Genomic DNA, 26343 nt, shown 5'->3' on the forward strand with positions numbered 1-26343 from the left:
TATCTTTGCTCATGCACAGCTATGAAATCTGATGTATCTCGCCTTGCGATGGAGCAAGGCGGAATAAGAGAAATGAAATATGAGGATAAATCTGATTTATATAACGATATTAAGCCTGCTGTCGATGACTTCGTGCTTTACGGGGGTCGAGAGTACCGGTAAAATCACCTTGCCCGAAGAGAATCGGGCCGAGAAACAGAGCCCCGAAGATGCCTTTATCGAATCGTATTTCGTACCGCAGGGGTGCGACTCGTGGCGCGTGGGGAAGGCGTTTTACTATACCGACGAAAAACTTTCGTTTGTCTTTCAGGCCGAGCGACCTACCTTCCCCGACAGCGTATCGCTGAAAGGTAAAATCTTCACTTACACGGGGAGTGTCGAAGAGAGCCCTTTCGGTGGGGAGAAGAAGGTGGTGCTCCTGTTTGAGTGCGAAGGGTACAAATTCCGCTACGATACCGACAAGACTCGGGCCGAAATCGCACGAATGAAATACACGCCGCTGATACCGCCCTTTATCGACCTCGACGACCTGAACATGGCCCGCTCGTTGTTGAAAGGGCGCACCCTCTATATCAAGACCCCCATGTGGTACGACCGCAACGGCGATGCGATAGACGGCCGCAAGCTGATACCGGTCGAGGTGCTCGACATCCGCCCGGGCAACAACGTGCTGCCGGTCGAGGTGTGGTTCAAGGACGACAAAGGCAACGAGGCCGGGGTATTCATGTCGCTGTTGACTTCGGCACGCTCGCAATACATTACGTTCGACCGGCTCTTCTCCTTCGAGAATCCCCGGTTGCAATACAAGGAGATACAGGACGAGGCTTGGGAGCAAATCACCTTGAGCCGGGTAAAGGCCGGCATGACCAAGGCCGAGTGCAAGCTGTCGCTGGGCAACCCCGACGAGGTGAAGAAGATACCCACTTACAGCGGATTGAGAGAACAATGGATATATAACTCGGGGGCCTATCTCTTTTTTGTCGATGGCTTGCTGACCGAATATAGATTATAGTATGATACGAATCGAAGAAAACTATTTTATACAGGCCTTGCATACCTTCCGTATGCCGGTGTATGCCCGTTGGTTTGTCGAATACGACCGGGTAGACGACCTGGTCTCGTTGCTGCACTCCGATTTGTTGCAGCATCACCCCTTCCTGCCGATGGGCGGGGGGAGCAATCTGCTGTTTGTTCACGAACACTACAACGGGGTACTGTTGCACTCGGCCATCCGCACGGTCGAACTGCTGAGCGAGACCGACTCGGAGGTCTTCATCAAGGTGGGTGCAGGTGTCGTGTGGGACGACTTCGTGGCCCATTGTGTAGCCCAAGGGTGGGGCGGAGCCGAGAATCTGTCGTATATCCCGGGCGAGGTAGGGGCCAGTGCCGTGCAGAACATCGGGGCCTATGGCGTGGAGGTAAAGGATATTATCGCCGAGGTCGAGACCATCGAAATCGCTACCGGGCAGCCTCGGGTATTCCAGAATGCCGAGTGCGAGTATGGCTACCGCAGCAGTATCTTCAAACACGCCTTGAAGGGGAAATATATCGTTACGGCGGTGACCTATCGGTTGCAGAAGCATCCGCAACTGCATCTCGATTACGGCAATCTGCGCAGTTCGCTATCCGGCGACCACATCACCATCGCCGATGTACGCCGGGCGGTAATCGACATCCGTCGCTCCAAGTTACCCGAGCCCGACGAATACGGCAGTGCCGGCAGTTTCTTTATGAACCCGGTCATCCCGGTCGAGCAGTACGAACAGCTGAAAGTACGATTCCCCGATATGCCGCACTATGCCGTAGACGAGGCGCATGTGAAGGTGCCTGCCGGCTGGCTCATTGACCGTTGCGGCTGGAAGGGCAAGGAGGAGGGCGGTGCTGCCGTGTATGAAAAGCAGTGCCTGGTGCTCATCAACAAACACAATGCCCGCCCGGACGACGTGGTGAGACTGGCCGAGAAAATAAGACGGTCGGTACAGGAGACCTATGGCATTACCATCAATCCCGAAGTGAATTATATTGGATAAATAGATATGATGCAGATCACATTTTTGGGGACAGGCACTTCGACCGGAATACCGCAAATCGGTTGTACCTGTCCGGTTTGTACGTCGAAAGACCCACACGATAACCGGCTGAGAACTTCGGCCGTCGTTACGGTAGGCGGTAAAAACATACTCATCGACTGCGGTCCCGACTTCAGGCAGCAGATGCTCCGTGCACATCTGGGGCGAATCGATGCGGTACTCATTACACACATTCACTACGACCACACGGGCGGTATCGACGATCTGCGCCCCTTCGGCGGTTCGCACACGTTGCCCATCTATCTGGAGCACCCGGTGGCCGAGGGCATTCGCACGCGGTTACCGTACTGCTTTGGCGACCACCTTTATCCCGGGGTGCCCAACATCATGTTGCAGGAGATAGGCGTCGAGCCCTTCTCGATCAAGGGAATCGAGATTACTCCCATACGGGTGATGCATTACAAGTTGCCTATTCTGGGCTACCGCATAGACGACCTGGTCTACATTACCGATGCCCTCACGATTCCCGAGACGGAATACGAAAAGATGAAGCAGGTAGATGTACTGGTCATCAACGCGCTGCGCAAACAGCCGCACCTCTCGCACCAGACCTTGGCCGAGGCGTTGCGGGTAATCGAGCGGGTACAGCCGCGCGAAGCCTATCTGGTGCACATGAGTCACCACATGGGGCTCACGGCCGATGTCGAAAAGGAGTTGCCGCCTCATGTTCACTTTGCCTACGACGGGCTGGTGGTCGAGAGCAGGTAAGTTATGTCGATAGTATAATAAGTAATAAAACGAGAGCGGGGTTGAAACTTGTACATTTCAACCCCGCTCTTCGTTTATGGGTTCGAACCTGTTTTAGTTCGTCTTTTTAGCTCTCATACTCATCGCCGTGAGGAAGGCAATCAGCAACAGATACATCACCAATCCGGCAATCTGCATCGTGCTTTCGCTCAACGTGTGTTGATATTTGAAGCTGGTCAGGCTCAATCCGGTGCTGACTACACCCATCAGGGCACCACCGGCAATGAATCCCGAGGCAAGCAAGGTACCGCGGTCTACACGAGCTTTGTTGAGAGCAGCATCTTTCGAGCGGCTACCCACATACCAGCTGATAAGACCGCCGACTACCAGCGGGGTATTCAACTCGATGGGGATGAACATACCCAGGGCAAAAGCCAAGGCAGGAACGCCCAGCCAGGTAAGTATCACGGCCAGAATGGCACCGATCCCGTAGAGCAGCCAGGGGGCACCTTGTCCCATCATCAGGGGTTCGATAACGGCAGCCATGGCATTGGCCTGAGGAGCTACGAGAGCATCTTCGCCCGAGAATCCGTAAGCCTTGTTCAGCAGCAGAATCACACCGCCTACGGTAGCAGCCGAAACCAAGGTACCGAGGAATTTCCAAGACTCCTGCTTGCGGGGCGTAGAACCTATCCAGTAACCGATTTTCAAGTCGGTCACGAAGCCACCGGCCATCGAGAGAGCCGTACAAACCACACCGCCAATCACGAGGGCGGCTACCATTCCGCTGGTACCTTTCAGGCCTACGGCCACGAGAATAACCGAGGCCAGAATCAGGGTCATCAGCGTCATGCCCGAAACCGGGTTGGTACCTACGATAGCGATGGCATTGGCGGCTACCGTGGTGAAGAGGAAGGCGATGCCGGCTACCACGACAAAGGCAACGACGGCTTGCAGCAGGTTGTTGATGACACCCAGGTAGAAGAAGAGGAAGGTCACAATCAGCGCTATGACGATGGCCCCGACGATGAATTTCATCGAGAGGTCGCGCTGGGTGCGCGGTGCCTTGTTGTCGTCGTTATCCTTCTTGCTCGAAAACTCTTTCGTGGCCAGTCCCAGCGCACCTTTGATGATGCCCCACGAGCGGATAATGCCGATGACACCGGCCATGGCGATACCGCCGATACCGATGTAGCGGCCGTAGTTGGTGAAAATCTCTTCGGGAGCAGCGGCAGCCAGTTCACTGCCGGGCACACTGCCCAGCAGCGGGATAATGATGAACCACACGAAGAGAGAGCCCGAGCAGATAATGAGACTGTATTTCAAACCCACGATGTAGCCGAGGCCCAACACGGCGGCGCCGGTATTGACCTTGAACACCATCTTCACGTTGTTGGCCAACTCGGTGCCCCAGGGTATTACACGGGTCGTGAGCACATCGCTCCACCAGCCGAAGGTCGAGAGGCAGAAGTCGTAGATACCGCCCACGAGACCGGCCAGAATCAGGGGTTTGGCCTGACTGCCGCCCTTCTCGCCCGACACGAGTACCTGAGCCGTAGCCGTAGCTTCGGGGAAGGGGTATTTGCCGTGCATGTCGGATACAAAATATTTACGGAAAGGTATCAGGAACAGGATACCCAGAATACCGCCCAGCAGCGAGCTGAGGAATACCTCCATGAAGTTGACGGTCAGTTCGGGATACTTGGCCTGCAGGATATAGAGGGCAGGCAGGGTGAAGATAGCACCGGCCACGATGACGCCCGAGCAGGCTCCGATCGATTGGATAATCACATTTTCGCCCAGGGCATTCTTGCGCTTGGCGGCTCCCGACAGACCTACGGCAATGATGGCGATAGGTATGGCGGCCTCGAACACTTGTCCTACCCGCAATCCCAGGTAAGCAGCGGCGGCCGAGAAGATAATCGCCATGACGATACCCCAGGTCACCGACCAGGCATTCGCCTCGGGATAGACTTTGTCGGGCGAGAGAATAGGACGGTATTCTTCACCCGGTTTCAACTCCCGAAACGCGTTTTCGGGCAAGTCGACAGGTTGTTTTTCGTTTGTTTCCATCTTATTTTTATTCTGTTTTTGTGTATTGCTTTTTACAAAATCGTGGCAAGTTAGTAAAAAATGGAAACATAGCGGGTATTCTTGCGCTTGTTTTTTGCCACGGGGGAGCATAAAATGCGTTTTTACGTGACAGAACGAACAAAAAAATCTATATTTGCTTCACAAATAAGAAGTGTAATTACTCGATATAGAACCGATATAATGCTAAAGAATATGAAAGATATATTGACTTATTTGACTCGACTGAGAGAAAACAATAATCGGGAGTGGTTCCAAACCCACAAAGAGGAGTATGACCGGTTGCGCCCGATCTTTATCGACAAGGTGCAGCAACTGATCGACCGCATCGCACAGTTCGACGACGAGATTGCGGGGCTGGAGGCGAAATCGTGCATGTACCGCATCTATCGCGATATTCGTTTCTCGCCCGACAAGACACCTTATAAAACCTATATGTCGGCCTACATGGCCAAGGGCGGCCGCAAGAGCCTGCGGGCCGGTTACTATTTCCATCTCGAGCCGGGCAACTGTATGATTAGCGGCGGGGTATGGTGCCCCGAGCCGAAACTGCTGAAGGCTTTGCGACAGGCGATTTACGACAACTACGACGAGTTTCAGGAACTCATCGGCCGCCCGCAGTTCAAGACGCTTTATCCCGATTGGGAGGGTGAGACCCTCAAGGTAGTACCCCGGCCGTTCCCCCGCGATTGCGAGCAGGCCGAGTGGCTCAAACGGAAAGATTATGTGATGGTCCATTTCGCCCCCGACAACTTTTTCGATGCCCCCGACTGGGTGGAACAGACGGCTCACGCTTTCGAGATAATGAAACCGGTAAACGATTTCTTCAACTATACGGTCGACGAGGTATATAACCTGTAACCGTCCGAGGTATTTAGTTCAGCTCAACTACCGTAATGCCGGCGCCGCCCAACTGCACGTGCTCGTCCTGAAAGTGGGCTACGCCCGGCACGGTCTTGAGGTATTGCCGGATGACCTGCCGCAGCACACCAGTGCCCGTACCGTGCAGAATGCGCACGCGGGTACAGCCCACTTGTATGGCATCGTCGATGAAGTAGGTGACTGCCTGCAACGCCTCGTCAGCCCGCATGCCCCGCACATCAATCTCTTGTTTGAAGTTGAGCTGCTTCTCCCTCATATCTTCGGTAGTCTGTACCCCCAGGAAGGTAGCCTTGGCATTCTCCTTTTTGATCTGGCTTTTGCTTACCCGCTCCAGCCGGTCGGCCTTGACGGTCGACTTGAGCATGCCGAAAGCCACGGTTACGTTGTTGCCATTCACTTCGAGCACTTCGCCCACCGAGGTTTGGCCCTTCAGCCGCACGGCATCGCCTGCGGCGAGGGGTGAGGCGGTTGCGGCCTGCGGTTGGGGCTCTTCACTCTTCTTGCGCTGTTGCTTGCGTTTCTTCCGCTCGGCTATCTGTTTGAGCTTGCGGCTCACCAGGTCGTCGGCTGCGGGTTCGGACTCTTCGCTCAGCCCGGCTTTGAACTGCTCGAACTTTTGGCGGGCGGCACGGGTCTTCTCCTTCTCGGCCTGCGCCTCCTTGATTTCGCGTATCGTGTTCTCGATGCGGGCATTGGCCTCGGCCAGAATCTGGGCGGCATCGCCTTTGGCCTGTTTCAGCAACTCCTTGCGTTGCTTTTCCAGAGCGGTGAGGTCGGCCTCGTAGCGGGCGGTGAGCTCCTCGAGCTTCTTCTCGCGCTGGCGTATGTTCTGGCGTTTGCTCTCCCAGTAGCGTTTGTCGCGCACGATGTCTTGCAGATACTTGTCCATATCGATGTAGGCCGAACCCACCTTCTCGGAGGCCGAGGCGATGACATCTTCGGGCAAACCTATCTTGCGGGCTATCTCGATGGCAAACGAGCTGCCGGGGTTACCGATGGATAGCTTGAAGAGCGGCTGCATGAGGTGACGGTCGTAGAGCATGGCGCCGTTGACGATGCCGTCGGTATCTTCGGCAAAATGTTTCAGGTTCTGGTAGTGGGTCGTGATGACTCCGTAGGCCCGCTTCTGGTTGAAACGGTCGAGCAGGGCTTCGGCAATGGCCCCACCGATTTGAGGCTCGGTGCCGCCACCGAACTCATCGATGAGCAGGAGACTGTTCTCGTTGGCATTCCGCACGAAAAATTTCATGTGCGTGAGGTGCGAACTGTATGTACTCAGGTCGTCCTCGATAGACTGCTCGTCGCCGATGTCGATGAATATGTCCTTGAAGATGCCGGTGCGGGAGTTGTCGTACATGGGCACCAGCAGACCACACTGCAACATGTATTGCAGCAGTCCGGCCGTTTTGAGGCAGACCGATTTACCGCCGGCGTTGGGACCCGAGATGAGCAGGATGCGGTTTTTCTCGTCGAGAGTCAGGTCGAGGGGAACAACAGTCTTGCCCTGTCGCTTGAGCGAGAGGTAGAGCAGGGGATGCACGGCGTGGTACCATTCGATTTGCCGTTTGTTCTCAAAGCGAGGCAATGTCCCGCCGGTCTCCAGTGCCAGGAGGGCCTTGGCCCGGATGAAATCTATCTCGGCCAGAAATTCATAGGAGTAGATGATTTCGTCGATATAGGGACGCAGGGTGTCGGTAAAGGCGGTGAGTATGCGCACGATTTCGCGTCGCTCCTCGTTCTCGAGTTCACGTACCCGGTTGTTAGCCTCGACTACCTCGGCCGGTTCGATGAATATGGTCTTGCCGCTGGCCGACTCATCGTGCACGATACCCTTGATTTTCCGTTTGTACGAAGGGGCCACCGGTATCACCAGCCGGCCGTCGCGCATGGTGGGGCTCACCTCTTTGTCGACGAACCCCTCGCTCTGTGCCGCCCGCAGGATGGAGTTCAGGTTGCGCGATATGCTCGAGAGGGTCGAGGCGATGCTGCTGCGAATCTGGGCCAGGGCGGGCGAAGCGTTATCCTTGATATGGCCGAATTTGTCGAGAATCGCATCGATCTGTTTGACCAGCTGGGGGAATGCCTCTACCTCTTGGGTCAGTTCGTGCAGGTAGGGATAGCGAATCTCCTCCTCTTCGCCGGGACGAAGAAAGCGCACGATGGCCTGAATCGTGTCGAGCGAACGCCGCAGGTCGAACAGTTCGCTCTCTTCCAGAAAGGTTCCTTCGATGCGAACCCGTTTCAGCGAAGCTCGTACGTCGAAAAAGAAATCGGCCGGGAAATCGTCGGCCTGTTCGATAATGTGTACAAACTCCCATGTGCAGTTCAGCTGCTTGCGTATGGCGTCGTAGTCGGTAGAGAATTGCATTCTATCGGTATAGTCCGTTCCCAGGTTGCTGAGACACTTCTCTTTAATGAGCGACCGTATCTGGTCGAAACCTATCTTCTGCTCGAAATTCTGCGGATATATCACACTTTATAATTTAGAAAAACGTATGCAAAAGTAATAAAAAGCGTGGGGATAATCGATATTTGTCTCTGAACAAAACACAGCGGTTAGGTGTAATAAAGCGCGTATAACCGTTAATTGAAAAAAGAGATGGATTCAATAAGCTCGATTTACAAAGATATTCGGCGGATGTTCCAGTCGGCAGTTCCGCCTTATGTAGCTACAATCAACGACGACTACCACTACGAAGTGTGGGCTATCAAACAACAGGCTGGTCAATCGCAAAGCTCGGAGGAGTTGCTGGGATATGTAGCCAAACACGACGACAGTGTGACCGTAGGCTTCAACAACAAGTTGGGCGAGGAGGCTCGAAAACGTCTCTTTTCGGCCCTGTTGCTGACCAAGATGAATGGTCACGGTCGAATCTCCATTCATCGCATGACTCACCAGTTGCATGCCGATTTGCAAGAGGCCATTGCCAACCTGATGCGCTATTACAGCGAGATGAACTGGATATAATCGGGGGCTGTACTTTTGCAAACTATTACCGACTATCTGCTATTTTTTGCTTAATAAAACTGTTTTTGGATATTTATTGTTATATTTGCGCCCTATAAATAAGCGCATTTATGACACAGATTGAAACCAATAACGAAGGAGAAGACAAGAAAAGTCTCAATTTCATAGAACAGATTGTAGAGGCCGACTTGAAGGCGGGTAAGAATGGAGGTCGTTTGAGCACCCGTTTTCCGCCCGAACCGAACGGCTACCTGCATATAGGTCATGCCAAAGCCATTTGCATCGACTTCGGTATTGCCGAGAAGTTCGGCGGTACCTGCAACTTGCGTTTCGACGATACCAACCCTGTCAAGGAGGATGTCGAATATGTCGACTCGATCAAGGAAGACATTCACTGGCTGGGTTTCGACTGGGGCGACCGGTTGTACTATGCGTCGGACTACTTCCCCAAACTGTGGGATTTGGCCATCCGCATGATTAAGGAGGGCAAAGCCTATGTCGACGAACAGTCGTCGGAGGAGATTGCCCGCCAGAAGGGTACCCCCACGCAACCGGGTATCGAGAGCCCTTACCGCAACCGCAGCGTCGAAGAGAACCTCGACCTGTTTGAGCGCATGAACAAAGGCGAATTCGAGGAGGGCCGCTTCGTGTTGCGGGCAAAAATCGATATGGCGTCGCCCAACATGCACTTCAGAGACCCCATCATGTACCGTATCATCAAGCACCCGCACCACCGTACGGGCACGAAGTGGAACGTATATCCCATGTACGATTTTGCCCACGGACAGTCCGACTACTTCGAGGGTGTGACGCACTCGATCTGTACGCTGGAGTTTGAGGTGCACCGCCCCTTGTACGAGTATTTCGTGAAGGAGCTGGCCGACGACAGCTACTGTCCGCGACAAATCGAGTTCAACCGGTTGAACCTCACCTACACGGTGATGAGCAAGCGCAAACTGCTGCAACTGGTCAAGGAGGGGTTGGTAGCCGGTTGGGACGACCCGCGTATGCCGACTCTCTGCGGTTTGCGTCGTCGCGGATATACGCCCGAATCCATCAAGAACTTTATCCAGAAAATCGGTTACACCAAATACGACGGCATCATCAGCGTATCGCTGCTCGAACACAGCATTCGCGAAGACCTGAACAAGACCGCTACCCGCGTATCGGCCGTGCTCAATCCGGTGAAACTGATTATTACCAACTATCCCGAAGGTCAAGTCGAATACCTCGACATCGAGAATAACCCCGAGGACCCCGAAGCCGGAACTCACAAGATTCCCTTTACGCGCGAGTTGTACATCGAGCGCGACGACTTCATGGAGAACCCGCCGAAGAAGTTCTTCCGTCTGGCTCCCGACCAGGAGGTGCGCCTGAAAGCCGCCTACATCATCAAATGTACCGGTGTGAAGAAAGATGCCGACGGGAACATCGAGGAGATTTATTGCGAATACGACCCCGAGACCCGCAGCGGCATGCCGGGCAGCATGCGCAAGGTGAAAGGCACGTTGCACTGGGTATCGGCCCAATACAGCTCTACGGCCGAGGTACGACTTTACGACCGGCTCTTCAACGTGGAGAACCCCTCGGAAGAGAAGGATGTCGACTTCAGAGAGCTGTTGAACCCCGATTCGCTGAAGGTAATTGACAACTGCCGCATCGAGCCTTATCTGGCCGAAAATGCCAAACCGGGCGACCGCTTCCAGTTCCAACGCACGGGATACTTCTGTGTCGACCCCGATTCGACCGAAGGTCATCTGGTCTTCAACCGCACCGTGTCGTTGAAAGATAGCTGGGAAAAACTGAAATCGAAATAAGATACCATTCCATCACTATACTGTCGGATTCCTTGCCAGGCAAGGAGTCCGGCAGTTTTTATCTGAAAGCCAAGCAAGAATGTCGTCTAAAAAATCCAATGAACTCATAGAACGGTACGAACAGATGGTGTCGGGGGCGGGCAGTTGCTATTTCGATTCCGACGAAATCGACGAGATTGCCGACCATTACGAGTCCAAAGGGCAGATGCCCAAGGCTCTGCATGCCATCGAGTTCGGGTTGAAGCTGCACCCCGACGATGTGGACCTGCGCCTCAAACAGGCCCGCTATCTGCTCTATCTCGACCGGACTACCGAAGCCAGAAAGATTATGTCGGAGTTGGCCGATTACAGTCCCGATGCCACCCTCATACGGGCCGAGCTCCTCTTCCTTGACGGGCAGGTGAAACAGGCTCACCGGTTGATGCTCACGTTGCTCGACAGTGATGAGTTGCAGGAGGATATTTGTTTCGAAGCCATCGACATCTATGCCGACTATAATTGCTTCGACGGGTTGGTCGAGTTCGTACACAAGGCCGAGAAGGTGTTGCCCGACAGTCGTGAGCTGTTGCGCGAGATGGCTGCCCTTTGCGAAGACCGGTCGGAGTACGACCGGGCCATCGTGATTTACAACAAGCTGATTGACAAAGATCCCTATTCGGTGACCGACTGGTTTTCTTTGGCCAAGGTCGAGGCTCTGCTCAAGCACTACGACAAGGCTATCGAGGCTTGCGATTTTGCCCTGGCTGTGAAGGAGGACGACGAGGCGGTGCTTTCGTTCAAAGGGTATTGTTACTACGACTCGGGCCAATACGACAAGGCCATCGAGCAGTTCAAGGAGTATGCCGAGGTGACCAAAGACAAGTCGGTAGCCTATGAACTGATAGGGGAGTGTTACATCAAGCGGGAGGATTACAACAACGCCTTGACCTATTTTCACAAGGCTCTCGAAGCCGATCCCGCAAACTCGAATATCTGTTACCAGCTGGCTACGTGCTATTACGACCTGGGGAAGATTCGGGAAGCCATCATCTATCTGCAGGACACAATTAGTCTCGACGAACGGGACGACGAGGCCCATTCGTTTCTGGGCGAAATATTTTTGCAGGTGGGCGATTACGAAAAGGCTTATCGCCATTTGTCCCGTTCGCTGGCGCTGAATGCCAACGATCGGGAGACCTTGCGGCTGAAGGGGGTGGCCTGTCTGCATCTGGAAAATTACAAAGAGGCCATCGAGGCTTTCGAAGAGGTGCTTCAGGGCGACATGTACGACTTGCAGACCCGTTTCAATCTGGTGTTGGCCTATGCCCGCAACCACAACGAGGCCGCTGCCGAGCATCAGGTCGAACTGATTGACAAGATGGCCCACACCTTCGACTTCAGCGAATTGCCGGCCGAGGAGCAGCAGCAATGGAAAAACGTACAGACGGCCATCCAGTCGCTCAAAGAGTTTTTGCTGGGGAATATCAAACCCGATGAAAACAAAGAACCCCTCTCATAGAAAGGGGTTCTCGTTGCGTTCGATGCCTATTTCGGTCTCGGGTCCGTGCCCGGGATAGACCACCGTTTCGGGGGGTAATGTCAATAGATTTTTATGAATCGACTCGATTAGCTGGCGGTGATTTCCGCCGGGGAAATCGGTGCGTCCGATACTCAACTGAAAGAGGGCGTCGCCCGAAAGGACAAAACCCGATTCGGGGGCATAGAAGGCCAGACTGCCCGGCGAATGTCCCGGCACGGCAATGGCTCGAATCTCTTCCGTCCCGAGCGTGAAGATGTCGCCGTGGTCGATGTAGTGGCCGATGGGCTCGATTTCTCCTTTGAACGGGATACCGAATGCCTGGCACTGCTGGGGCATGTGCTGCAACAGAAACTCGTCGGCTTGCGAGGCACTGAGGGCGACTCCGTACCGCTGGGCCACAAAGGCGTTGCCGAAGCAGTGGTCGAAATGCAGGTGGGTAGCCAGCAGATATTTTACCGTCAACCGGTTGTCGGCGATAAATCGGGCCAGAGTCTCCTCTTCCTTGGGATAGTAGCACCCGGCATCGACAATGGCACACTCCCGGCTCTCGTCGTCCCACAGCACGTAGCTGTTCACGGGGAGCATGTTGAAGTAGAAACGGTTTATCTTCATGGTTTCTATTTTTTTACAATCTGTACATAGATGACCTTCTTCGTCTCGAAATACTCCTCTTTGAAGTAGTCGCTCAGGTTGAAGAGAATCGACGTCTTCTTCACCGGGGCGAGTTCGCTCTGCAAGCCACCACCCTTGAGGCAGAGCAATCCGTTGGGCAACGCGTTCTGCTGCTCGCGCCGGATGTTCTTTCGAATCAGTTTCAGCAGGTCGGGCAGGGTCATGACGGCCCGGCTCACCACGAAATCATACTCGGTCTTGAGCTCCTCTACACTGCCGTGCTGGAAGGTGACGTTTTGCAACCCGATGGCTTCGGCCACACTCTGGGCTACCTTAATTTTCTTGCCCACCCGGTCGATCAGGTGGAAATGACACTGGGGAAAGAGAATGGCCAGAGGAATACCCGGGAATCCGCCGCCGGTACCCACGTCGAGTATCGTGGTGCCGTCAGTAAAGTCGATGGCCTTGGCGATACCCAGCGAGTGGAGTATGTGGTGCAGATAGAGGTTGTCTATATCTTTGCGCGAGATTACGTTAATCTTCGCATTCCAGTCGGTATACAAGGGGCCCAGAGCCTCGAATTGGCTCTCCTGGGTCGGGGTCAGATTGGGGAAATAGGTTTTGATATATTGCATGAGATTTTATTTAATCAGTCGTCTAACAGGGCTCTCGGGGAGCATGTACATCTCGATTTCCTTGAACGGGACCGCTATCTGCACCTGACCGGTAGCATAGCAGGCAATCTCGTAGGGGTTGAATACCCAGCAGATGCTGTCGTCGGTGAGGTAGAAGTTCTCGTTGGCCGCAATGTTTTCGGTATCGAAAAATCCCAACTCCAGCAAGGAATCGGGCGAAGCCAGGTTCAGACTCTTAAGCAACTGGTCCAGCAATACGCGATTTACCTGGTCGGTCAATTCGGGCAGGAAAATATCTTCGAGAACGATACGATGCCAGTTCGAGAGGTCTATTGTGTAGAACAGGTCGGAATACATGCCGTGGGCTCCACCCGTGTACTCCGAGGTGGAGAGGCTGTAGCAGAAAAAGTCGTTGCGGTTATAGACCGTGGAGAGGTTGTAATCGAACTCCCACTCGCACGAGTAGGAGGGACCGTTCTCTTTCATCTCTTTTTCAAACTCGGGTTCGAGCTCCTTGTAGGCGGCTATGTGCGACGCCACGGCTTTCTGAGCCGAACTTTCGAAGAGGGAGTCGCTGGCATAATCGTCGCCGAATACCAGAGGGGCCAGCATCTTTTGCAACCGAATGCCGTCGCCCTCCTGCCGATATTTCGTAGGAACGTCGATAGTTACCGAAACTTTACAGGCCGGCATGGCCGTATCGCCAGCGAGATGATAGCTCTCTTTGATGACGACCTCTTTCACGGCGACCGTATCGGCCGTTGCGTCGTCGGTCGAGTTGTTGCTCTTGAAATTGCAGGAATATAAACAGCCTACCAAGGCGATTATACTCAGTAACGATACCTTTTTCATAGCTACAAGTTTTTTACAAAAATACGCCTTTTACCGGGCTCGGCAAGGGAAAAGTGCAAAAAAAGCAAATTGATGTGGGTGATGGGGTCGCCGATATGAAAGCAAACTGTACCCAGAACAGGCACGATGTTTTTCTGCAAACAGCTGCGAGCAGAGTCGAAAGAATTGTGTACCTTTGCCCACGAATCCCATAATGAAACGGGTATTGCAAATAGAATCGGTATGTTACAAATCGGAAAATTCAATACACTCAAGGTCGTTAAGACGGTCGATTTTGGGCTCTATCTCGACGGTGGCGAGAAAGGCGAAATCTTGTTACCCCGCAAATTCCTCCCCGAGAAGCCGTGTGCCGAGGGCGACGAGCTGTCGGTCTTTGTCTATTACGATTCGGAGGACCGACTGATTGCAACTACCCGCAAGCCGTACGTGCAGGTGGGGCAGTTTGCCCGCTTGCAGGTAAAGTCGGTCACGAAGGTGGGAGCCTTTCTCGATTGGGGCGTAGAGGCCAAAGACCTGTTGGTGCCGTTTCGCGAACAGCATGGCGAAATGCAGCCCGACCGATATTATATCGTGTATGTCTATCTCGACTTTGCTACCGGCCGTATTGTCGCATCGGCCAAGCTCGACAAGTTTCTCGATAATGTCCCGCCCGAGTATACCCCCAACCAGCCGGTCGAGATTCTGGTGGTGCAAGAGACCCAACTCGGCTACAAGGTCATCATCAACAACCTGCATTGGGGTGTAATCTATCACAACGAGATTTTCCGCCCCGTTGCCATCGGCGAACATCTGCAAGCCTACATCAAGCAGGTGCGCGACGACGAGCGAATAGACGTGTCGCTGCAACCGATCGGTTATGAGCAGCGCATCGACCCGTTGAGCGAAACCATTTTGAAACGGTTGGACGAAGCCGGTGGCTGTCTGCCCCTCTCCGACAAATCGCCGGCCGAGGAGATAGCCCGCTACTTCCAGTGCAGCAAGAAGAGTTTCAAGAAGGCGATAGGGGCTCTCTACAAGGCTCGCCGCATCGTTATCGACGAGCGGGAGATACGCAAGGCCTGATTCGTATCGGTTCCATTATCTTTCGACAAGTTAAAAGAACTTTTTTCTACAACTGTTGTTTAAGAGTTGTAAAGTTTCCCCTTGAGGAAATCAAACAACTTTTAATAGGTACTAAACAACAAAAACAGTTATGAAAAGAGTTTTCGTTATGTTGGTCGTCGTGCTGGGAAGCGCGGGACTGCTATTCGCTCAAAAAAGCAACCAAAAGGAGGTAAAACAACTGCAGAGTTTCTTGCAGCAGACCTCGGCCAAAGGCGATGCCAATTATGTGCGCTTGGAAATCACCAATATCAATAATCCGACCTCTTGGAAGGGGGTGACCTGGAGCGGAGGTCGGGTAATCTCGATTGAGTGGTCGGACAAGAATCTGGCCGGAGAGCTCGACCTGGCCGGCTTTACCGCCCTGCAAAAGGTCGATTGCTCGCGCAACCAGCTTACCGGTATCGAGGTGTCGGGCTGTACGGCACTCAATACCTTGAACGTAAGCCGCAACAAACTCTCGACGTTGAATATCGACAACTGTCCGGCCCTGATCAAGCTCGATTGCTATAAGAATCGGCTTACCGACCTGTCGCTCGCGGAGCTGCCGGGATTGAAAAATCTGAACTGCTCGAACAATCTGTTTGTCGAACTTAATGTGAACGGAGCCCAGCAACTGCAAAGTCTGAACGTACAGGGGTGCCACCTCGAATCGCTGATGGTCGACAGTTGCGAGAACTTGAAAAACCTCTATTGCGGATACAACAAACTGACCAGCCTCAACCTCTTCGGTACGGTGAGCCTCTCGAACTTGAATATCGACGACAACGAAATTGCCAATATGGTTATCTCGAAACTGCCTTCGCTCACTTCGTTTGTTTGCAGCGACAACAACATGAAGACACTGGGTCTGCTCGACTGTACCGCCTTGTCCGACCTAGTCTGCTCGTACAACGACCTCACGACGTTGAGTCTCGACGGGAGCAACAACCTCTATTTTGTCGATTGCTCGTACAACGACCTGACCAATCTCGACTTGAGCAACCGCACCATGCTGCAACGGCTCATCTGCAACAACAACCAGCTGAATACGCTCGACGTTTCGTTTTGTCCCAATCTGGTCTATATCAACTGCCGGTACAACCAGATTATCGACCTGCGCACCATGGGCGACAGCAACCTGCGCATGATTGCCTGCCAGTGGAACTACTAACCAACCATATCCCCTTATCTTGACCGAAAGAGCGATTGCTTGCCCGCATGCCGGGCCGTGCAATCGCTCTTGTCGTATAGGGGTGTTGGGGCTTTTACTGGTGTTTGCTGTCGTGGACCGGCGATTGGGCCGATTGCTCTTCGGCAGCCTCTTGCTTGCGATACTCCTCGATCATATACCCCTTGACCTCCTTGAAGAGTCGGGTGGCAAATACGAAGTCGTTCAGGGCTTCGTTCGACGAGGTGAATATCTTGTTTTTGTTGCCGACCCACTCCCGATGGCCCTTGTTGATGAAAACGATATTTTCACCGATACCGATAACCGAGTTCATGTCGTGGGTGTTGATGATGGTCGTCATGTTGTATTCGTGGGTGATGTCGCTCAACAGTTCGTCGATAAGAATCGAGGTCTTGGGGTCGAGGCCCGAGTTGGGCTCGTCGCAAAACAGGTATTTGGGGTTCAGGGCAATGGCTCGTGCAATGGCCACCCGTTTCTGCATACCGCCGCTTATCTCCGAGGGGTAGAGGTCATTCACCCCTTTCAGGTTTACACGCTCGAGACAGAACTCGGCCCTCTTCTTGCAGGTGGCATAGTTGTCGCGGGTGAACATGCGCAAGGGAAACATCACATTTCCCAGCACCGTCTCCGAGTCGAACAGGGCCGACCCCTGGAACAGCATGCCTATCTCGGTACGCAGCACTTTGGTCTGGGCCGGTGTCATGGCCATCACGTCGCGGCCGTCGTAGAGAATCTTCCCCTGGTCGGGTCGCAACAGACCTACGAGACATTTCATCAATACGGTTTTACCCGAGCCGCTCTGCCCGATAATCAGATTGGTTTTTCCGGAATAGAACTTGGCGGAAACGTCGTGCAGAATCTCTTTTCCGTCGAATTGCTTGTATATGTTGGTTACCGTTATCATCAGAACAAGATTTGAGTGAGCACTACATCGAGGAGCAACACGATTACACTGCTGACCACAACCGAATCGGTACTGGCCTGACCCACCTGCAAGGCGCCACCTTTGACCCGATAGCCGTAATACGAGGCTACGCTACTGATGACAAAAGCAAAGAAGAGGGCTTTGAATATGGCTTGCCAAATGTAGTATTCGACAAAAAAACTTTGCAGACCGTAGATATATTTCGAGACCGAAATGATGTCGGTAAACTGGGCTATGAGGTAGCCGCCCACGATACCGCTGGCCATACTGAAGACAACCAGCACCGGGATGAACGAAACCATGGCGGCAATCTTGGGCAGGATGAGCAGGTTGGCCGAGTTGACACCCATGATTTCGAGGGCATCGATCTGCTCGGTTACCCGCATGGTACCTATCTCCGAAGCAATGTTCGAACCCACCTTGCCGGCCAGAATCAAGCAGAGTATCGACGAGGAGAACTCCAGCAGAATCACGTCGCGGGTAGCCAACCCCACGGCGTATGCCGGTATGAGGGGCGACACCACATTCTTCTGCATCTGAATGGCGATAACCGCACCGATGAAGACCGAGATGGTGATGACGATGGGAATGGAGTCGATGCCCAGTTTGTAGATTTCGGCAATGTATCGTTTGAAAAACTCCCGCCAGCGGTCGGGTCGGGTGAAGACCCGCCTCATCAGCAGGACGTAATCTCCGAATTTTCGTAGTGAATCGTCTATAATCATATCCGTCGTTTTGGAATATCAAGGAACAAAAGTAGTGAAAAAGATTGATGTACGGCAATGCTTTGCCCCTTGAAATGAACTTGACATTATTTTATTTTGTAAAAGTGGCGCATGAATATCTCTATTTCCGTATCTTTGCACGAGATAGAGCAGGACCGTATGCGGTCGACCGAAGGCATACACCTCTCTTGTTGAGTAAAACGCTAATAGATAAAATATGTTCTCCAAACTATTCAAACATCGGGCCGAAGCTGCCGATGCCGCACCCAAGGCGACGGCCGAAGTACAACAGCCGGCCTCGGAACCCACGGGCAACAACATGGTGCTGCGTACCGAGGATTTGGTGAAGAAGTATCGCCAGCGCACGGTGGTCAACCATGTGTCAATCGATGTGACACAGGGCGAAATCGTAGGTCTGCTGGGCCCGAACGGCGCCGGTAAAACGACCACTTTCTACATGACTACGGGTCTGATTACACCCAATCAGGGACATATTTATCTCAACGATCTCGATATTACCGACTATCCCGTCTACAAGCGGGCTCAAATCGGTATCGGCTACCTGGCCCAGGAGGCTTCGGTATTCCGCAAGCTGTCGGTCGAGGACAACATACGCTGTGTACTCGAGATGACCCCTACCACCAAGGAGTACCAGCGCGAGAAGCTGGAGAGCCTCATTGCCGAATTCCGTCTGCAAAAAGTGCGCAAGAACCTGGGCGACCAACTGTCGGGTGGCGAGCGGCGGCGTACCGAGATAGCCCGCTGTCTGGCCATCAGCCCCAAGTTCATCATGCTCGACGAACCCTTTGCCGGTGTCGACCCCATTGCCGTAGAAGATATTCAGTCGATTGTCTACAAACTGAAAGAGAAGAATATCGGTATCCTCATTACCGACCACAACGCGCCCGAAACCTTGAGTATCACCGACCGTGCCTACCTGTTGTTCGAGGGGAAAATCCTCTTCCAGGGTACCTCGGAGGAGTTGGCCGAGAATCCTATCGTGCGCGAAAAATACTTAGGCCGTAACTTTATCTTCCATCGGAAGAAATTCCTTTAACCTCGCGATCGGCTACGAACACTTTCTTATAAAAGAGATAGAGCAGGAGGGCGGTGGCTACGAGACTTACCCAGGCCAGCCACCCCGTGGACGACTGTGTCGTGCCCAGTGCTTCCAGCGTATTGTCCGATGCGTTGCCGGTGACGTAGGCGATGCAGACCACCATGCTGTTGTTAAGGAAATGTCCGAAGATGGGCAGCCACAGGTTGCGGCTCCACACAAGCAGATAGCCGAAAAACGCACCCAGCAGCAACCGGGGGAAGAATCCGTAGAATTGCAGGTGTATGGCACTGAACAAGAAAGCGCAGGTCCAGATGGCCCAGTGTGCCCGGCGACTTTCTCCCTGTACCACTTGCTGGAGTACCCCTCTGAAAACCATCTCTTCGCCCATGCCGGTGAGTAATCCTATACCCAATACCACGGCCAGGAAATGGGCAAACGATTTGATTTGCAGCATCTGTTCGGTCACTGCGGCGGCCGCCTCCTCCTGTTGTCGCATCCACGCCTCGATGCCGCTGAATGCTGCGGGCAGGCTGATAGACTCGTTCCACTCCACCAGCCGGTTGAACATGGGGGTGGCCACGAAATAGAGCACCACGATACACAGCAACTCGACCAGTCGGGGCGCCTTGTTCAAGTGCAGACCCTGGCTGGCATCGCCCCAAAAGAGCATGGCGGCAAACAAGGCCGGCAAGATGAACATGCCTATGTTTTGCAGATACATGCCAATCAACAGGGCATATTCACCCCGCACGAAAAGCATGGGTATGGCAATGACAAACACGCCGCACAAAATCAAAAGCAGCAACACGATGAGCTTTACGCCCACCGACGAATGGCGAATGTATTCGGTAATCTTCATAGTGCTCATTTTTTTCGTGGGTAAAGATAGTACAAAAATAAAAGGCGGCCCAGAGAAAAACGTCGTTTTAGTTGGTGCATAAGATTATTTTTGTGCTTCTTTGTATAAGCCTTTAATCTAAAAAGCGCAAAGTGTCTGTCCGGTTGATTTATTGGAATGTATAAATAAAAGAATATACAATAGGCAAACGGTAAACCGTGAACAAATCACATATAACAAAAAGCAAATAAAATTGCATAAATTTATTATTTTGTCAACTTGTTGTTTTGAAGAGTTGGATAAATGTCTATATTTGCACTTTAAAATATGACAAAATAACAGTTTTATGGAGGTTGCCATTGTAAAATACAATGCAGGGAATATTTATTCGGTTTTGTGCGCTTTGCGCCACCTGGGTATCGAACCGGTGGTGAGCGATTCGCCCGAGGTGCTCTCGCGTGCCGATAAGGTGCTGTTCCCCGGGGTGGGAGAGGCATCATCGGCCATGGCGTATTTGCGTGAGCATGGGCTCGACCGGGTGATTGTGGGTCTCACCCAGCCGGTGTTGGCCATCTGCATAGGCATGCAACTGCTCTGCTCGCACTCCGAGGAGGGTGATGTCGATTGTCTCGGCCTCTTCGATACCGAAGTGCGACGCTTTGTTTCGCAGACCAGCGAGCAAAAGGTGCCCCACATGGGATGGAATACCTTGCGCGGTCTGCGTGGCCCTCTCTTTCACGGCATCGACGAGGGTAGCCATGTCTATTTCGTGCACAGCTACTACGCCCCGGTTTCGGCCGATTGCATAGCAGCATGTGACTATATAAACCCGTTTTGTGCGGCTATGAACAAGAACAATTTCTATGCCACTCAGTTCCACGTCGAGAAAAGTGGGGCAGTGGGGGTGCGCATCCTTGAAAACTTCCTGGCCCTATGATTCAACTGATTCCGGCTATCGATATTATTGGAGGACGCTGCGTGCGGTTGTCGCAGGGCGATTATGCCCGGCAGCAGGTCTACAACGAGAATCCGCTCGAGGTGGCCAAGGCGTTTGAAGACAGCGGGGTGACCCGCCTGCACCTGGTCGACCTGGACGGGGCCAAGGCCAGCCACGTGGTCAATTACAAGACACTCGAGCAGATTGCCGGCCACACGAGTCTGACAATCGACTTCGGGGGCGGTGTGAAAAGCGACGAAGACCTGCATATCGCCTTTGAAAGCGGGGCCCATCTGGTGACGGGCGGCAGCATTGCCGTGCGCGACCGCGACCGGTTTGTCGGGTGGATCGAGCGGTATGGCAAAGAGCGCATCATCCTGGGTGCCGACGTACGGGACGAGAAAATCTCGACCGGCGGCTGGCTCGACGACTCGGATGTGGAGTTGATACCCTTTGTGCGCGACTACATGCAGGCGGGCATCGAGCAGGTAATTACGACCGACATTGCCCGCGACGGCATGTTGCAGGGGTGCTCCGTAGAGTTGTATCGCAAGATGCTGGCCGAATTGCCGGGTATTTACCTGATTGCCAGCGGTGGCGTGGGCTCGTGGGCCGACATCGAGGCACTGCAGTCGCTGGGTGTCCCGGCCGTCATTTTGGGAAAAGCCATTTACGAAGGGCGCATTTCGCTCGACGAAATAGCCCGATTCATCATACATAACAACTGACGTATCATGTTGGCAAAACGAATTATACCTTGCCTCGATGTAAAAGAGGGTATGACTGTGAAGGGAACCCGTTTCGTGAACTTCAGAGAGGCCGGCGACCCGGTCGAGTTGGGCGAATATTACAGCCGACAGGGGGCCGACGAGTTGGTCTACCTCGACATTACGGCTTCGTACGAGGGGCGTACCACCTTTACCGATCTGGTGAAGCGCATCGCGGCTCGCATCAACATTCCGTTTACGGTGGGGGGCGGCATCCACTCGCTGGCCGATGTGGACCGGCTGCTGAATGCGGGGGCCGACAAGGTGTCGCTCAACTCTGCGGCCCTGAAAAATCCCCAAATTATCGAAGAGGTTGCAAAAAATTTCGGTTCGCAAGTATGTGTTATCGCAATAGATGCTAACTTTGAGGACGGAAATTGGATATGCTACCTGAACGGCGGTCGTGTGCCGACCCGTCGCACGCTTTTCGAGTGGGCCGCCGAGGCGACCGACCGGGGGGCAGGCGAAATATTGTTTACCAGTATCGCTCACGACGGCACACACGGCGGCTATGCCTGCGACGCCTTGCGTGAGTTGCACCGGCAGTTGTCTGTACCGGTAATTGCCTCGGGTGGAGCAGGGACGATGGCCCACTTCAAGGAGGCTTTTGTGGAGGGCGAAGCCGATGCCGCACTGGCTGCCGGCGTATTCCATTTCGGGGAGATTGCCATCCCGGAACTGAAAAAATATTTATCGGGATGTGGCATTCCCATAAGATTATGACGATATGAACGAAGAGACGATGCAACTGGATTTCGACAAGATGGGCGGCCTGGTGCCGGCCATCGTTCAAGACGACGTGACACAAAAGGTGCTCATGCTCGGCTTTATGAATCCCGAGGCGGTGCGTAAAACCATCGATACGGGACGGGTAACCTTTTTCAGCCGGACCAAGGGCCGATTGTGGACCAAGGGCGAGGAGAGCGGCCACTTCCTGCTGGTGAAATCGATACAGAAGGATTGCGACAACGACACGTTGCTGATCAAGGCCCACCCTTGTGGACCGGTGTGCCATACGGGGGCCGATACCTGTTTCGGCGAGACCAACCGCGACGATATGGCCTTTATCACCTATCTGCAAGACTTCATCGAACAGCGCAAGGCCGAGATGCCCGAGGGGTCGTACACCACCTCGCTCTTCAATTCGGGAGTCAACCGCATGGCTCAAAAGGTAGGCGAGGAAGCGGTCGAGACGGTCATCGAGGCCACCAACGGGAGCGACGAACGGCTCATCTACGAGGCTTCGGACCTGCTGTATCACCTGATTGTGCTGCTTACCTCGAAGGGGTATCGTATAGAAGATTTAGCTCGTGAATTAAAAAAGAGGCATAAATAAGACACTATGGAAAAGAAATTGCTTGTCAAATATACCGATGTGCAGATTTGCCGGGAGGAGTTGACCATACTCGATCATGTAAACTTCGAGTTGTACAGCGGCGAGTTTGTCTATTTCATCGGGCGCGTGGGCAGCGGTAAGAGTTCGCTGTTAAAGACCATGTATGCCGATTTGCCCATCAGCGAAGGAGAGGCTTCGGTGCTCGACTTCGACGTGCGCCATATCCGCAACAAGGAGATACCCCTGTTGCGTCGGAAACTGGGTATAGTCTTCCAGGATTTCCAACTGCTTACCGACCGCTCGGTCTATGAGAATCTGGCTTTTGTACTGAAGGCCACCGGCTGGAAGGATAAAGAGGAGATTGATACCCGGGTAGCCGAGGTGCTCGACCAGGTGGGCATGCGCAAGAAGTCGTACAAGATGCCGCACGAGCTGTCGGGCGGCGAACAGCAGCGTATCGTCATCGCACGGGCTCTGTTGAACTCGCCCAAGATTATCCTGGCCGACGAGCCTACCGGAAACCTCGACCCCCAGACCGGGCAGCAGATTGTCTCGCTGCTTCACCGCATCTGCGAAACGGGAACGGCTGTAATCATGACAACGCACAACCTGAATCTGGTCGAGGAGTTCCCCGGGCGCATCTTGAAATGCGAAGACAAGAGTCTTGTCGAAGTTTAATTTGGCCCGAATAGTTGATAATCCGGCGAAAAAAAATTATTTTTGCCCAGCGATAAGTATAAATTTACATTTTAAAACAAGTAGAATAGAAATGAAAGTACTCAAATTTGGTGGAACTTCTGTTGGTAGCGCCCAATGTATGAAAGATGTTGCCAAATTAATTTGTGACGGGAATCAAAAAATCGTAGTGTTGTCGGCCATGGCCGGGACAACGAACACCTTGGTGGAAATATCGGACTATCTGTATAAGAAGAATACCGATGGAGCCCGGGAAACGATTGGAAGTCTTGAACGAAAGTACATCAAAGTCATCGATGAACTGTACAGCACCGACGAATATAAGCAAAAGGCCCTCGATGTAGTGAAGGGTTGCTTCGACCATATACGCTCGTTTACCAAAGACCTCTTCACGCTGTTTGAAGAGAAGGTTATTTTGGCACAGGGCGAATTGATGTCGACGGCCATGATGCACAACTACCTGTTGGAACAAGGGGTGAAGTCGGTCCTTATCCCGGCTCTCGACTATATGCGTACCGACAAGAATTCGGAACCCGACAACCAGTTTATCAAAACCAAACTTACGGCATTGTTGCAAGAGAACTCCGATGCCGAAATCTATATCACTCAAGGCTATATCTGCCGCAATGCCTACGGCGAGATTGACAACCTGCAACGCGGTGGCAGTGATTATTCGGCTTCGCTGATAGGTGCTGCTATCAATGCCGAGGAGATACAAATCTGGACCGACATAGACGGCATGCACAACAATGACCCCCGATTCGTGGAGAATACGAAACCGGTTCGTCACCTGCAATTCGAAGAGGCTGCCGAGCTGGCCTACTTCGGTGCCAAGATTCTGCATCCTACCTGTGTGCTCCCGGCCAAGTTGAACAATATACCGGTACGGTTGCTCAACACGATGCAGCCCGATGCTCCTGGTACCCTGATTTGCGATACTCACGAAAATACCAACGGCCAGATCAAGGCTATCGCCGCCAAAGAGAACATCACGGCCATCAAGATAAAATCGGGCCGCATGCTGCTGGCCTACGGTTTCCTGCGCAAGGTATTCGAGATATTCGAGAGCTACCAGACCTCGATCGATATGGTTACCACCTCGGAGGTAGGGGTGTCGCTGACTATCGACAACACGAAACATTTGCAGGAGATTCTCGACGACTTGCGTAAGTTCGGTACGGTTACGGTCGACGAAGACATGGTGATTATCTGTGTTGTAGGCGATTTGGAGTGGAACAATGTAGGGTTTGAATCGGCAGCCGTCCAGGCCATGAAAGATATACCCGTGCGCATGATCTCTTACGGAGGCAGCAACTACAATATATCTTTCCTGGTTCGCCGGCAAGACAAGGTGAAAGCGCTACGATCGCTCAGCCAGTACCTTTTTGAAAACAAATAAATAAATTATAACACAGTGTCATGCAGAATGTGTTCTGCATGACACTTTACTTTTTGTGACACATGTTTCCTATTACTCATTTCAATCAAGAAAAAACTCCGTTTTATTATTACGATAAGACGCTGTTGAACAATACACTCTCTACACTTACCCGCCTGGCCGAAGAACGGAATTTTCAGGTACACTATGCCATCAAAGCCAATGCCAATCCCGAGGTATTGCGACTGATTGCCGCTTCGGGAGTAGGGGCCGACTGCGTAAGCGGCGGCGAGATAAAGGCCGCTCTGGAGGCTGGATTCCCGGCCCGAAAGATTGTATTCGCCGGCGTAGGAAAGGCCGACTGGGAAATCGAGTACGCGCTCGATAACAAAATATTCTGCTTCAATGTAGAGTCGGCCGAAGAGTTGGCCGTCATCGAAGAGCTGGCCCGCAAAAAAGAGACGGTAGCCTCGATTGCCTTGCGGCTGAACCCCAATATCGACGCACATACCCACGAGTACATCACGACGGGCCTGAGTGAAAACAAATTCGGTATTCCCATCGAGATGCTCGATGGCGTACTTGCCCAATTGCAAGGCTATACGCATGTACAGCTTATCGGCTTCCACTTTCATATCGGATCTCAAATCTTGAACATGGAGGCTTTCCGGGTACTCTGCGAACGCATCAACCGCCTGCAAGACGACCTGGTGAAACGGAATATCCAGGTAAAGCACATCAATGTAGGAGGCGGCCTGGGTGTCGATTACGACAATCCGGATAAAAACCCCATCCCCGATTTTGAAACCTACTTCAATGTATTCCGCGACACGCTCGACCTGCGCAGCGGCCAACAGTTGCACTTCGAGCTGGGACGTGCTATCGTATGCCAGTGCGGTTCGCTCATCACTCGGGTGCTCTATGTGAAGAAATCGCTCAAAAAGCAATTTGTCATCGTCGATGCCGGTATGACCGACCTTATTCGTCCGGCTCTGTATCAGGCCCATCATCATATCGAGAACATTACCTCCGATATGGCCATGCAGCCCTACGATGTAGTAGGCCCTATCTGCGAATCGTCAGATTGCTTCGGAAAGAATGTCATGCTGAATGCAACCGAGCGAGGCGATTTGATTGCTATTCGGTCGGCCGGAGCCTACGGCGAAATCATGGCTTCGCAATACAACTGCCGCCCATTGCCCGGACATTTGATAGAATAAAATAATTATTAACAATAATTTATGTATTCGTATTTA

Annotated in this window: 25 protein-coding genes; 17 read left to right on the forward strand and 8 right to left on the reverse strand. The window is 52.9% G+C overall.

The genetic code is table 11. From position 1 onward, the window contains the following. Window positions 1-79: 79 nt before the first annotated feature. The 3 genes from B5F38_RS00785 to B5F38_RS00795 are packed head-to-tail and all read left to right on the forward strand — an operon-like array spanning window position 80 to window position 2798. The gene (locus tag B5F38_RS00785) at window positions 80-1012 is read left to right on the forward strand and encodes a hypothetical protein (protein ID WP_143240879.1); all 933 of its coding nucleotides are present in this window, start codon (window positions 80-82) and stop codon (window positions 1010-1012) included. A gap of 4 nt (window positions 1013-1016) precedes the next feature. Continuing rightward, complete coding sequence (gene murB / locus B5F38_RS00790) at window positions 1017-2030, forward strand: UDP-N-acetylmuramate dehydrogenase (protein WP_087407753.1); 1014 nt, start codon at window positions 1017-1019, stop codon at window positions 2028-2030. A gap of 9 nt (window positions 2031-2039) precedes the next feature. After that, on the forward strand, window positions 2040-2798 hold the full coding sequence (locus B5F38_RS00795) for an MBL fold metallo-hydrolase (protein ID WP_087407754.1): 759 nt from the start codon (window positions 2040-2042) through the stop codon (window positions 2796-2798). Between the two features lie 93 nt (window positions 2799-2891). On the opposite strand, the gene B5F38_RS00800 is transcribed toward B5F38_RS00795, so the two are convergent. Beyond that, on the reverse strand, window positions 2892-4850 hold the full coding sequence (locus B5F38_RS00800; protein ID WP_087407417.1) for an oligopeptide transporter, OPT family: 1959 nt from the start codon (window positions 4848-4850) through the stop codon (window positions 2892-2894). Window positions 4851-5063: 213 nt separating this feature from the next. On the opposite strand from B5F38_RS00800, the gene B5F38_RS00805 reads away from it, so the two are divergent. Continuing rightward, a complete protein-coding gene (locus B5F38_RS00805; protein WP_087407418.1) occupies window positions 5064-5729 on the forward strand; it encodes a DUF2461 domain-containing protein in 666 nt (221 codons plus the stop codon). A 13-nt stretch (window positions 5730-5742) separates the two neighbouring features. Here the strand turns inward: B5F38_RS00805 and B5F38_RS00810 are convergent, their stop codons facing one another. Continuing rightward, a complete protein-coding gene (locus B5F38_RS00810) occupies window positions 5743-8223 on the reverse strand; it encodes an endonuclease MutS2 (RefSeq protein ID WP_087407419.1) in 2481 nt (826 codons plus the stop codon). 126 nt (window positions 8224-8349) lie between these two features. Between B5F38_RS00810 and B5F38_RS00815 the strand changes: the two genes are divergently transcribed. The 3 genes from B5F38_RS00815 (at window position 8350) to B5F38_RS00825 (ending at window position 12033) form a co-directional block, all read left to right on the forward strand. Further along, window positions 8350-8718 carry a hypothetical protein gene (locus B5F38_RS00815; protein WP_087407420.1) on the forward strand — a complete coding sequence of 123 codons (369 nt, stop codon included), beginning with the start codon at window positions 8350-8352 and terminating at the stop codon, window positions 8716-8718. A gap of 110 nt (window positions 8719-8828) precedes the next feature. Next, a complete protein-coding gene (locus B5F38_RS00820) occupies window positions 8829-10535 on the forward strand; it encodes a glutamine--tRNA ligase/YqeY domain fusion protein (RefSeq protein WP_087407421.1) in 1707 nt (568 codons plus the stop codon). A 79-nt stretch (window positions 10536-10614) separates the two neighbouring features. After that, a complete protein-coding gene (locus B5F38_RS00825; protein WP_087407422.1) occupies window positions 10615-12033 on the forward strand; it encodes a tetratricopeptide repeat protein in 1419 nt (472 codons plus the stop codon). Here B5F38_RS00825 and B5F38_RS00830 read toward each other — a convergent pair. From B5F38_RS00830 to B5F38_RS00840, 3 genes are read right to left on the reverse strand one after another with little or no spacing between them, the layout of a single operon-like run. Then, the gene (locus B5F38_RS00830; protein ID WP_087407423.1) at window positions 12028-12666 is read right to left on the reverse strand and encodes an MBL fold metallo-hydrolase; all 639 of its coding nucleotides are present in this window, start codon (window positions 12664-12666) and stop codon (window positions 12028-12030) included. The two genes, B5F38_RS00825 and B5F38_RS00830, sit on opposite strands and share 6 nt — an antisense overlap. 5 nt (window positions 12667-12671) lie before the next feature. Next, window positions 12672-13301, reverse strand: coding sequence for a 16S rRNA (guanine(527)-N(7))-methyltransferase RsmG (gene rsmG, locus B5F38_RS00835; protein ID WP_087407424.1), 630 nt, complete (start codon window positions 13299-13301; stop codon window positions 12672-12674). Window positions 13302-13307: 6 nt separating this feature from the next. Beyond that, complete coding sequence (locus B5F38_RS00840) at window positions 13308-14153, reverse strand: DUF3298 and DUF4163 domain-containing protein (RefSeq protein ID WP_087407425.1); 846 nt, start codon at window positions 14151-14153, stop codon at window positions 13308-13310. Window positions 14154-14375: 222 nt separating this feature from the next. On the opposite strand from B5F38_RS00840, the gene B5F38_RS00845 reads away from it, so the two are divergent. Both B5F38_RS00845 and B5F38_RS00850 read left to right on the forward strand, forming a co-directional pair. Next, window positions 14376-15215, forward strand: coding sequence for a S1-like domain-containing RNA-binding protein (locus tag B5F38_RS00845; RefSeq protein WP_087407426.1), 840 nt, complete (start codon window positions 14376-14378; stop codon window positions 15213-15215). A gap of 130 nt (window positions 15216-15345) precedes the next feature. Further along, entirely contained in the window at window positions 15346-16407 is a 1062-nt protein-coding gene (locus B5F38_RS00850; protein ID WP_087407427.1) for a hypothetical protein, read from the forward strand. 94 nt (window positions 16408-16501) lie between these two features. On the opposite strand, the gene B5F38_RS00855 is transcribed toward B5F38_RS00850, so the two are convergent. Together B5F38_RS00855 and B5F38_RS00860 are read right to left on the reverse strand one after the other, a co-directional pair. Next, window positions 16502-17329 carry an ATP-binding cassette domain-containing protein gene (locus B5F38_RS00855; protein WP_087407428.1) on the reverse strand — a complete coding sequence of 276 codons (828 nt, stop codon included), beginning with the start codon at window positions 17327-17329 and terminating at the stop codon, window positions 16502-16504. After that, window positions 17329-18069, reverse strand: coding sequence for an ABC transporter permease (locus tag B5F38_RS00860; protein WP_162611666.1), 741 nt, complete (start codon window positions 18067-18069; stop codon window positions 17329-17331). Before B5F38_RS00860 ends, B5F38_RS00855 begins: the two co-directional genes overlap by 1 nt. A gap of 325 nt (window positions 18070-18394) precedes the next feature. On the opposite strand from B5F38_RS00860, the gene lptB reads away from it, so the two are divergent. Then, window positions 18395-19132 carry an LPS export ABC transporter ATP-binding protein gene (lptB, locus tag B5F38_RS00865; protein WP_087407755.1) on the forward strand — a complete coding sequence of 246 codons (738 nt, stop codon included), beginning with the start codon at window positions 18395-18397 and terminating at the stop codon, window positions 19130-19132. Here the strand turns inward: lptB and B5F38_RS00870 are convergent. Beyond that, entirely contained in the window at window positions 19104-19994 is an 891-nt protein-coding gene (locus B5F38_RS00870) for a type II CAAX endopeptidase family protein (RefSeq protein ID WP_158096818.1), read from the reverse strand. The two genes, lptB and B5F38_RS00870, sit on opposite strands and share 29 nt — an antisense overlap. 325 nt (window positions 19995-20319) lie before the next feature. Between B5F38_RS00870 and hisH the strand changes: the two genes are divergently transcribed. The 7 genes from hisH to lysA all read left to right on the forward strand — a co-directional run bounded on the left by hisH (window position 20320) and on the right by lysA (window position 26307). After that, window positions 20320-20910 carry an imidazole glycerol phosphate synthase subunit HisH gene (gene hisH, locus B5F38_RS00875; RefSeq protein WP_087407431.1) on the forward strand — a complete coding sequence of 197 codons (591 nt, stop codon included), beginning with the start codon at window positions 20320-20322 and terminating at the stop codon, window positions 20908-20910. Further along, window positions 20907-21638: a 1-(5-phosphoribosyl)-5-[(5-phosphoribosylamino)methylideneamino]imidazole-4-carboxamide isomerase gene (gene hisA / locus B5F38_RS00880; protein ID WP_087407432.1), complete on the forward strand. Its 732-nt coding sequence runs from the start codon at window positions 20907-20909 to the stop codon at window positions 21636-21638. The genes hisH and hisA overlap by 4 nt, the downstream gene beginning before the upstream one ends. Window positions 21639-21644: 6 nt before the next feature. Further along, window positions 21645-22400, forward strand: coding sequence for an imidazole glycerol phosphate synthase subunit HisF (hisF, locus tag B5F38_RS00885; RefSeq protein ID WP_087407433.1), 756 nt, complete (start codon window positions 21645-21647; stop codon window positions 22398-22400). 19 nt (window positions 22401-22419) lie between these two features. Beyond that, complete coding sequence (hisIE, locus tag B5F38_RS00890) at window positions 22420-23013, forward strand: bifunctional phosphoribosyl-AMP cyclohydrolase/phosphoribosyl-ATP diphosphatase HisIE (RefSeq protein WP_087407756.1); 594 nt, start codon at window positions 22420-22422, stop codon at window positions 23011-23013. A gap of 6 nt (window positions 23014-23019) precedes the next feature. Next, on the forward strand, window positions 23020-23691 hold the full coding sequence (locus B5F38_RS00895) for an ATP-binding cassette domain-containing protein (protein WP_087407434.1): 672 nt from the start codon (window positions 23020-23022) through the stop codon (window positions 23689-23691). A 91-nt stretch (window positions 23692-23782) separates the two neighbouring features. After that, on the forward strand, window positions 23783-25108 hold the full coding sequence (locus B5F38_RS00900) for an aspartate kinase (protein ID WP_087407435.1): 1326 nt from the start codon (window positions 23783-23785) through the stop codon (window positions 25106-25108). Window positions 25109-25170: 62 nt separating this feature from the next. Beyond that, entirely contained in the window at window positions 25171-26307 is a 1137-nt protein-coding gene (lysA, locus tag B5F38_RS00905) for a diaminopimelate decarboxylase (RefSeq protein ID WP_087407436.1), read from the forward strand. The last annotated feature ends 36 nt before the right edge of the window (window positions 26308-26343 follow it).

The organism is Barnesiella sp. An22 (assembly GCF_002159975.1).
GTDB lineage: Bacteria > Bacteroidota > Bacteroidia > Bacteroidales > Barnesiellaceae > Barnesiella > Barnesiella merdigallinarum.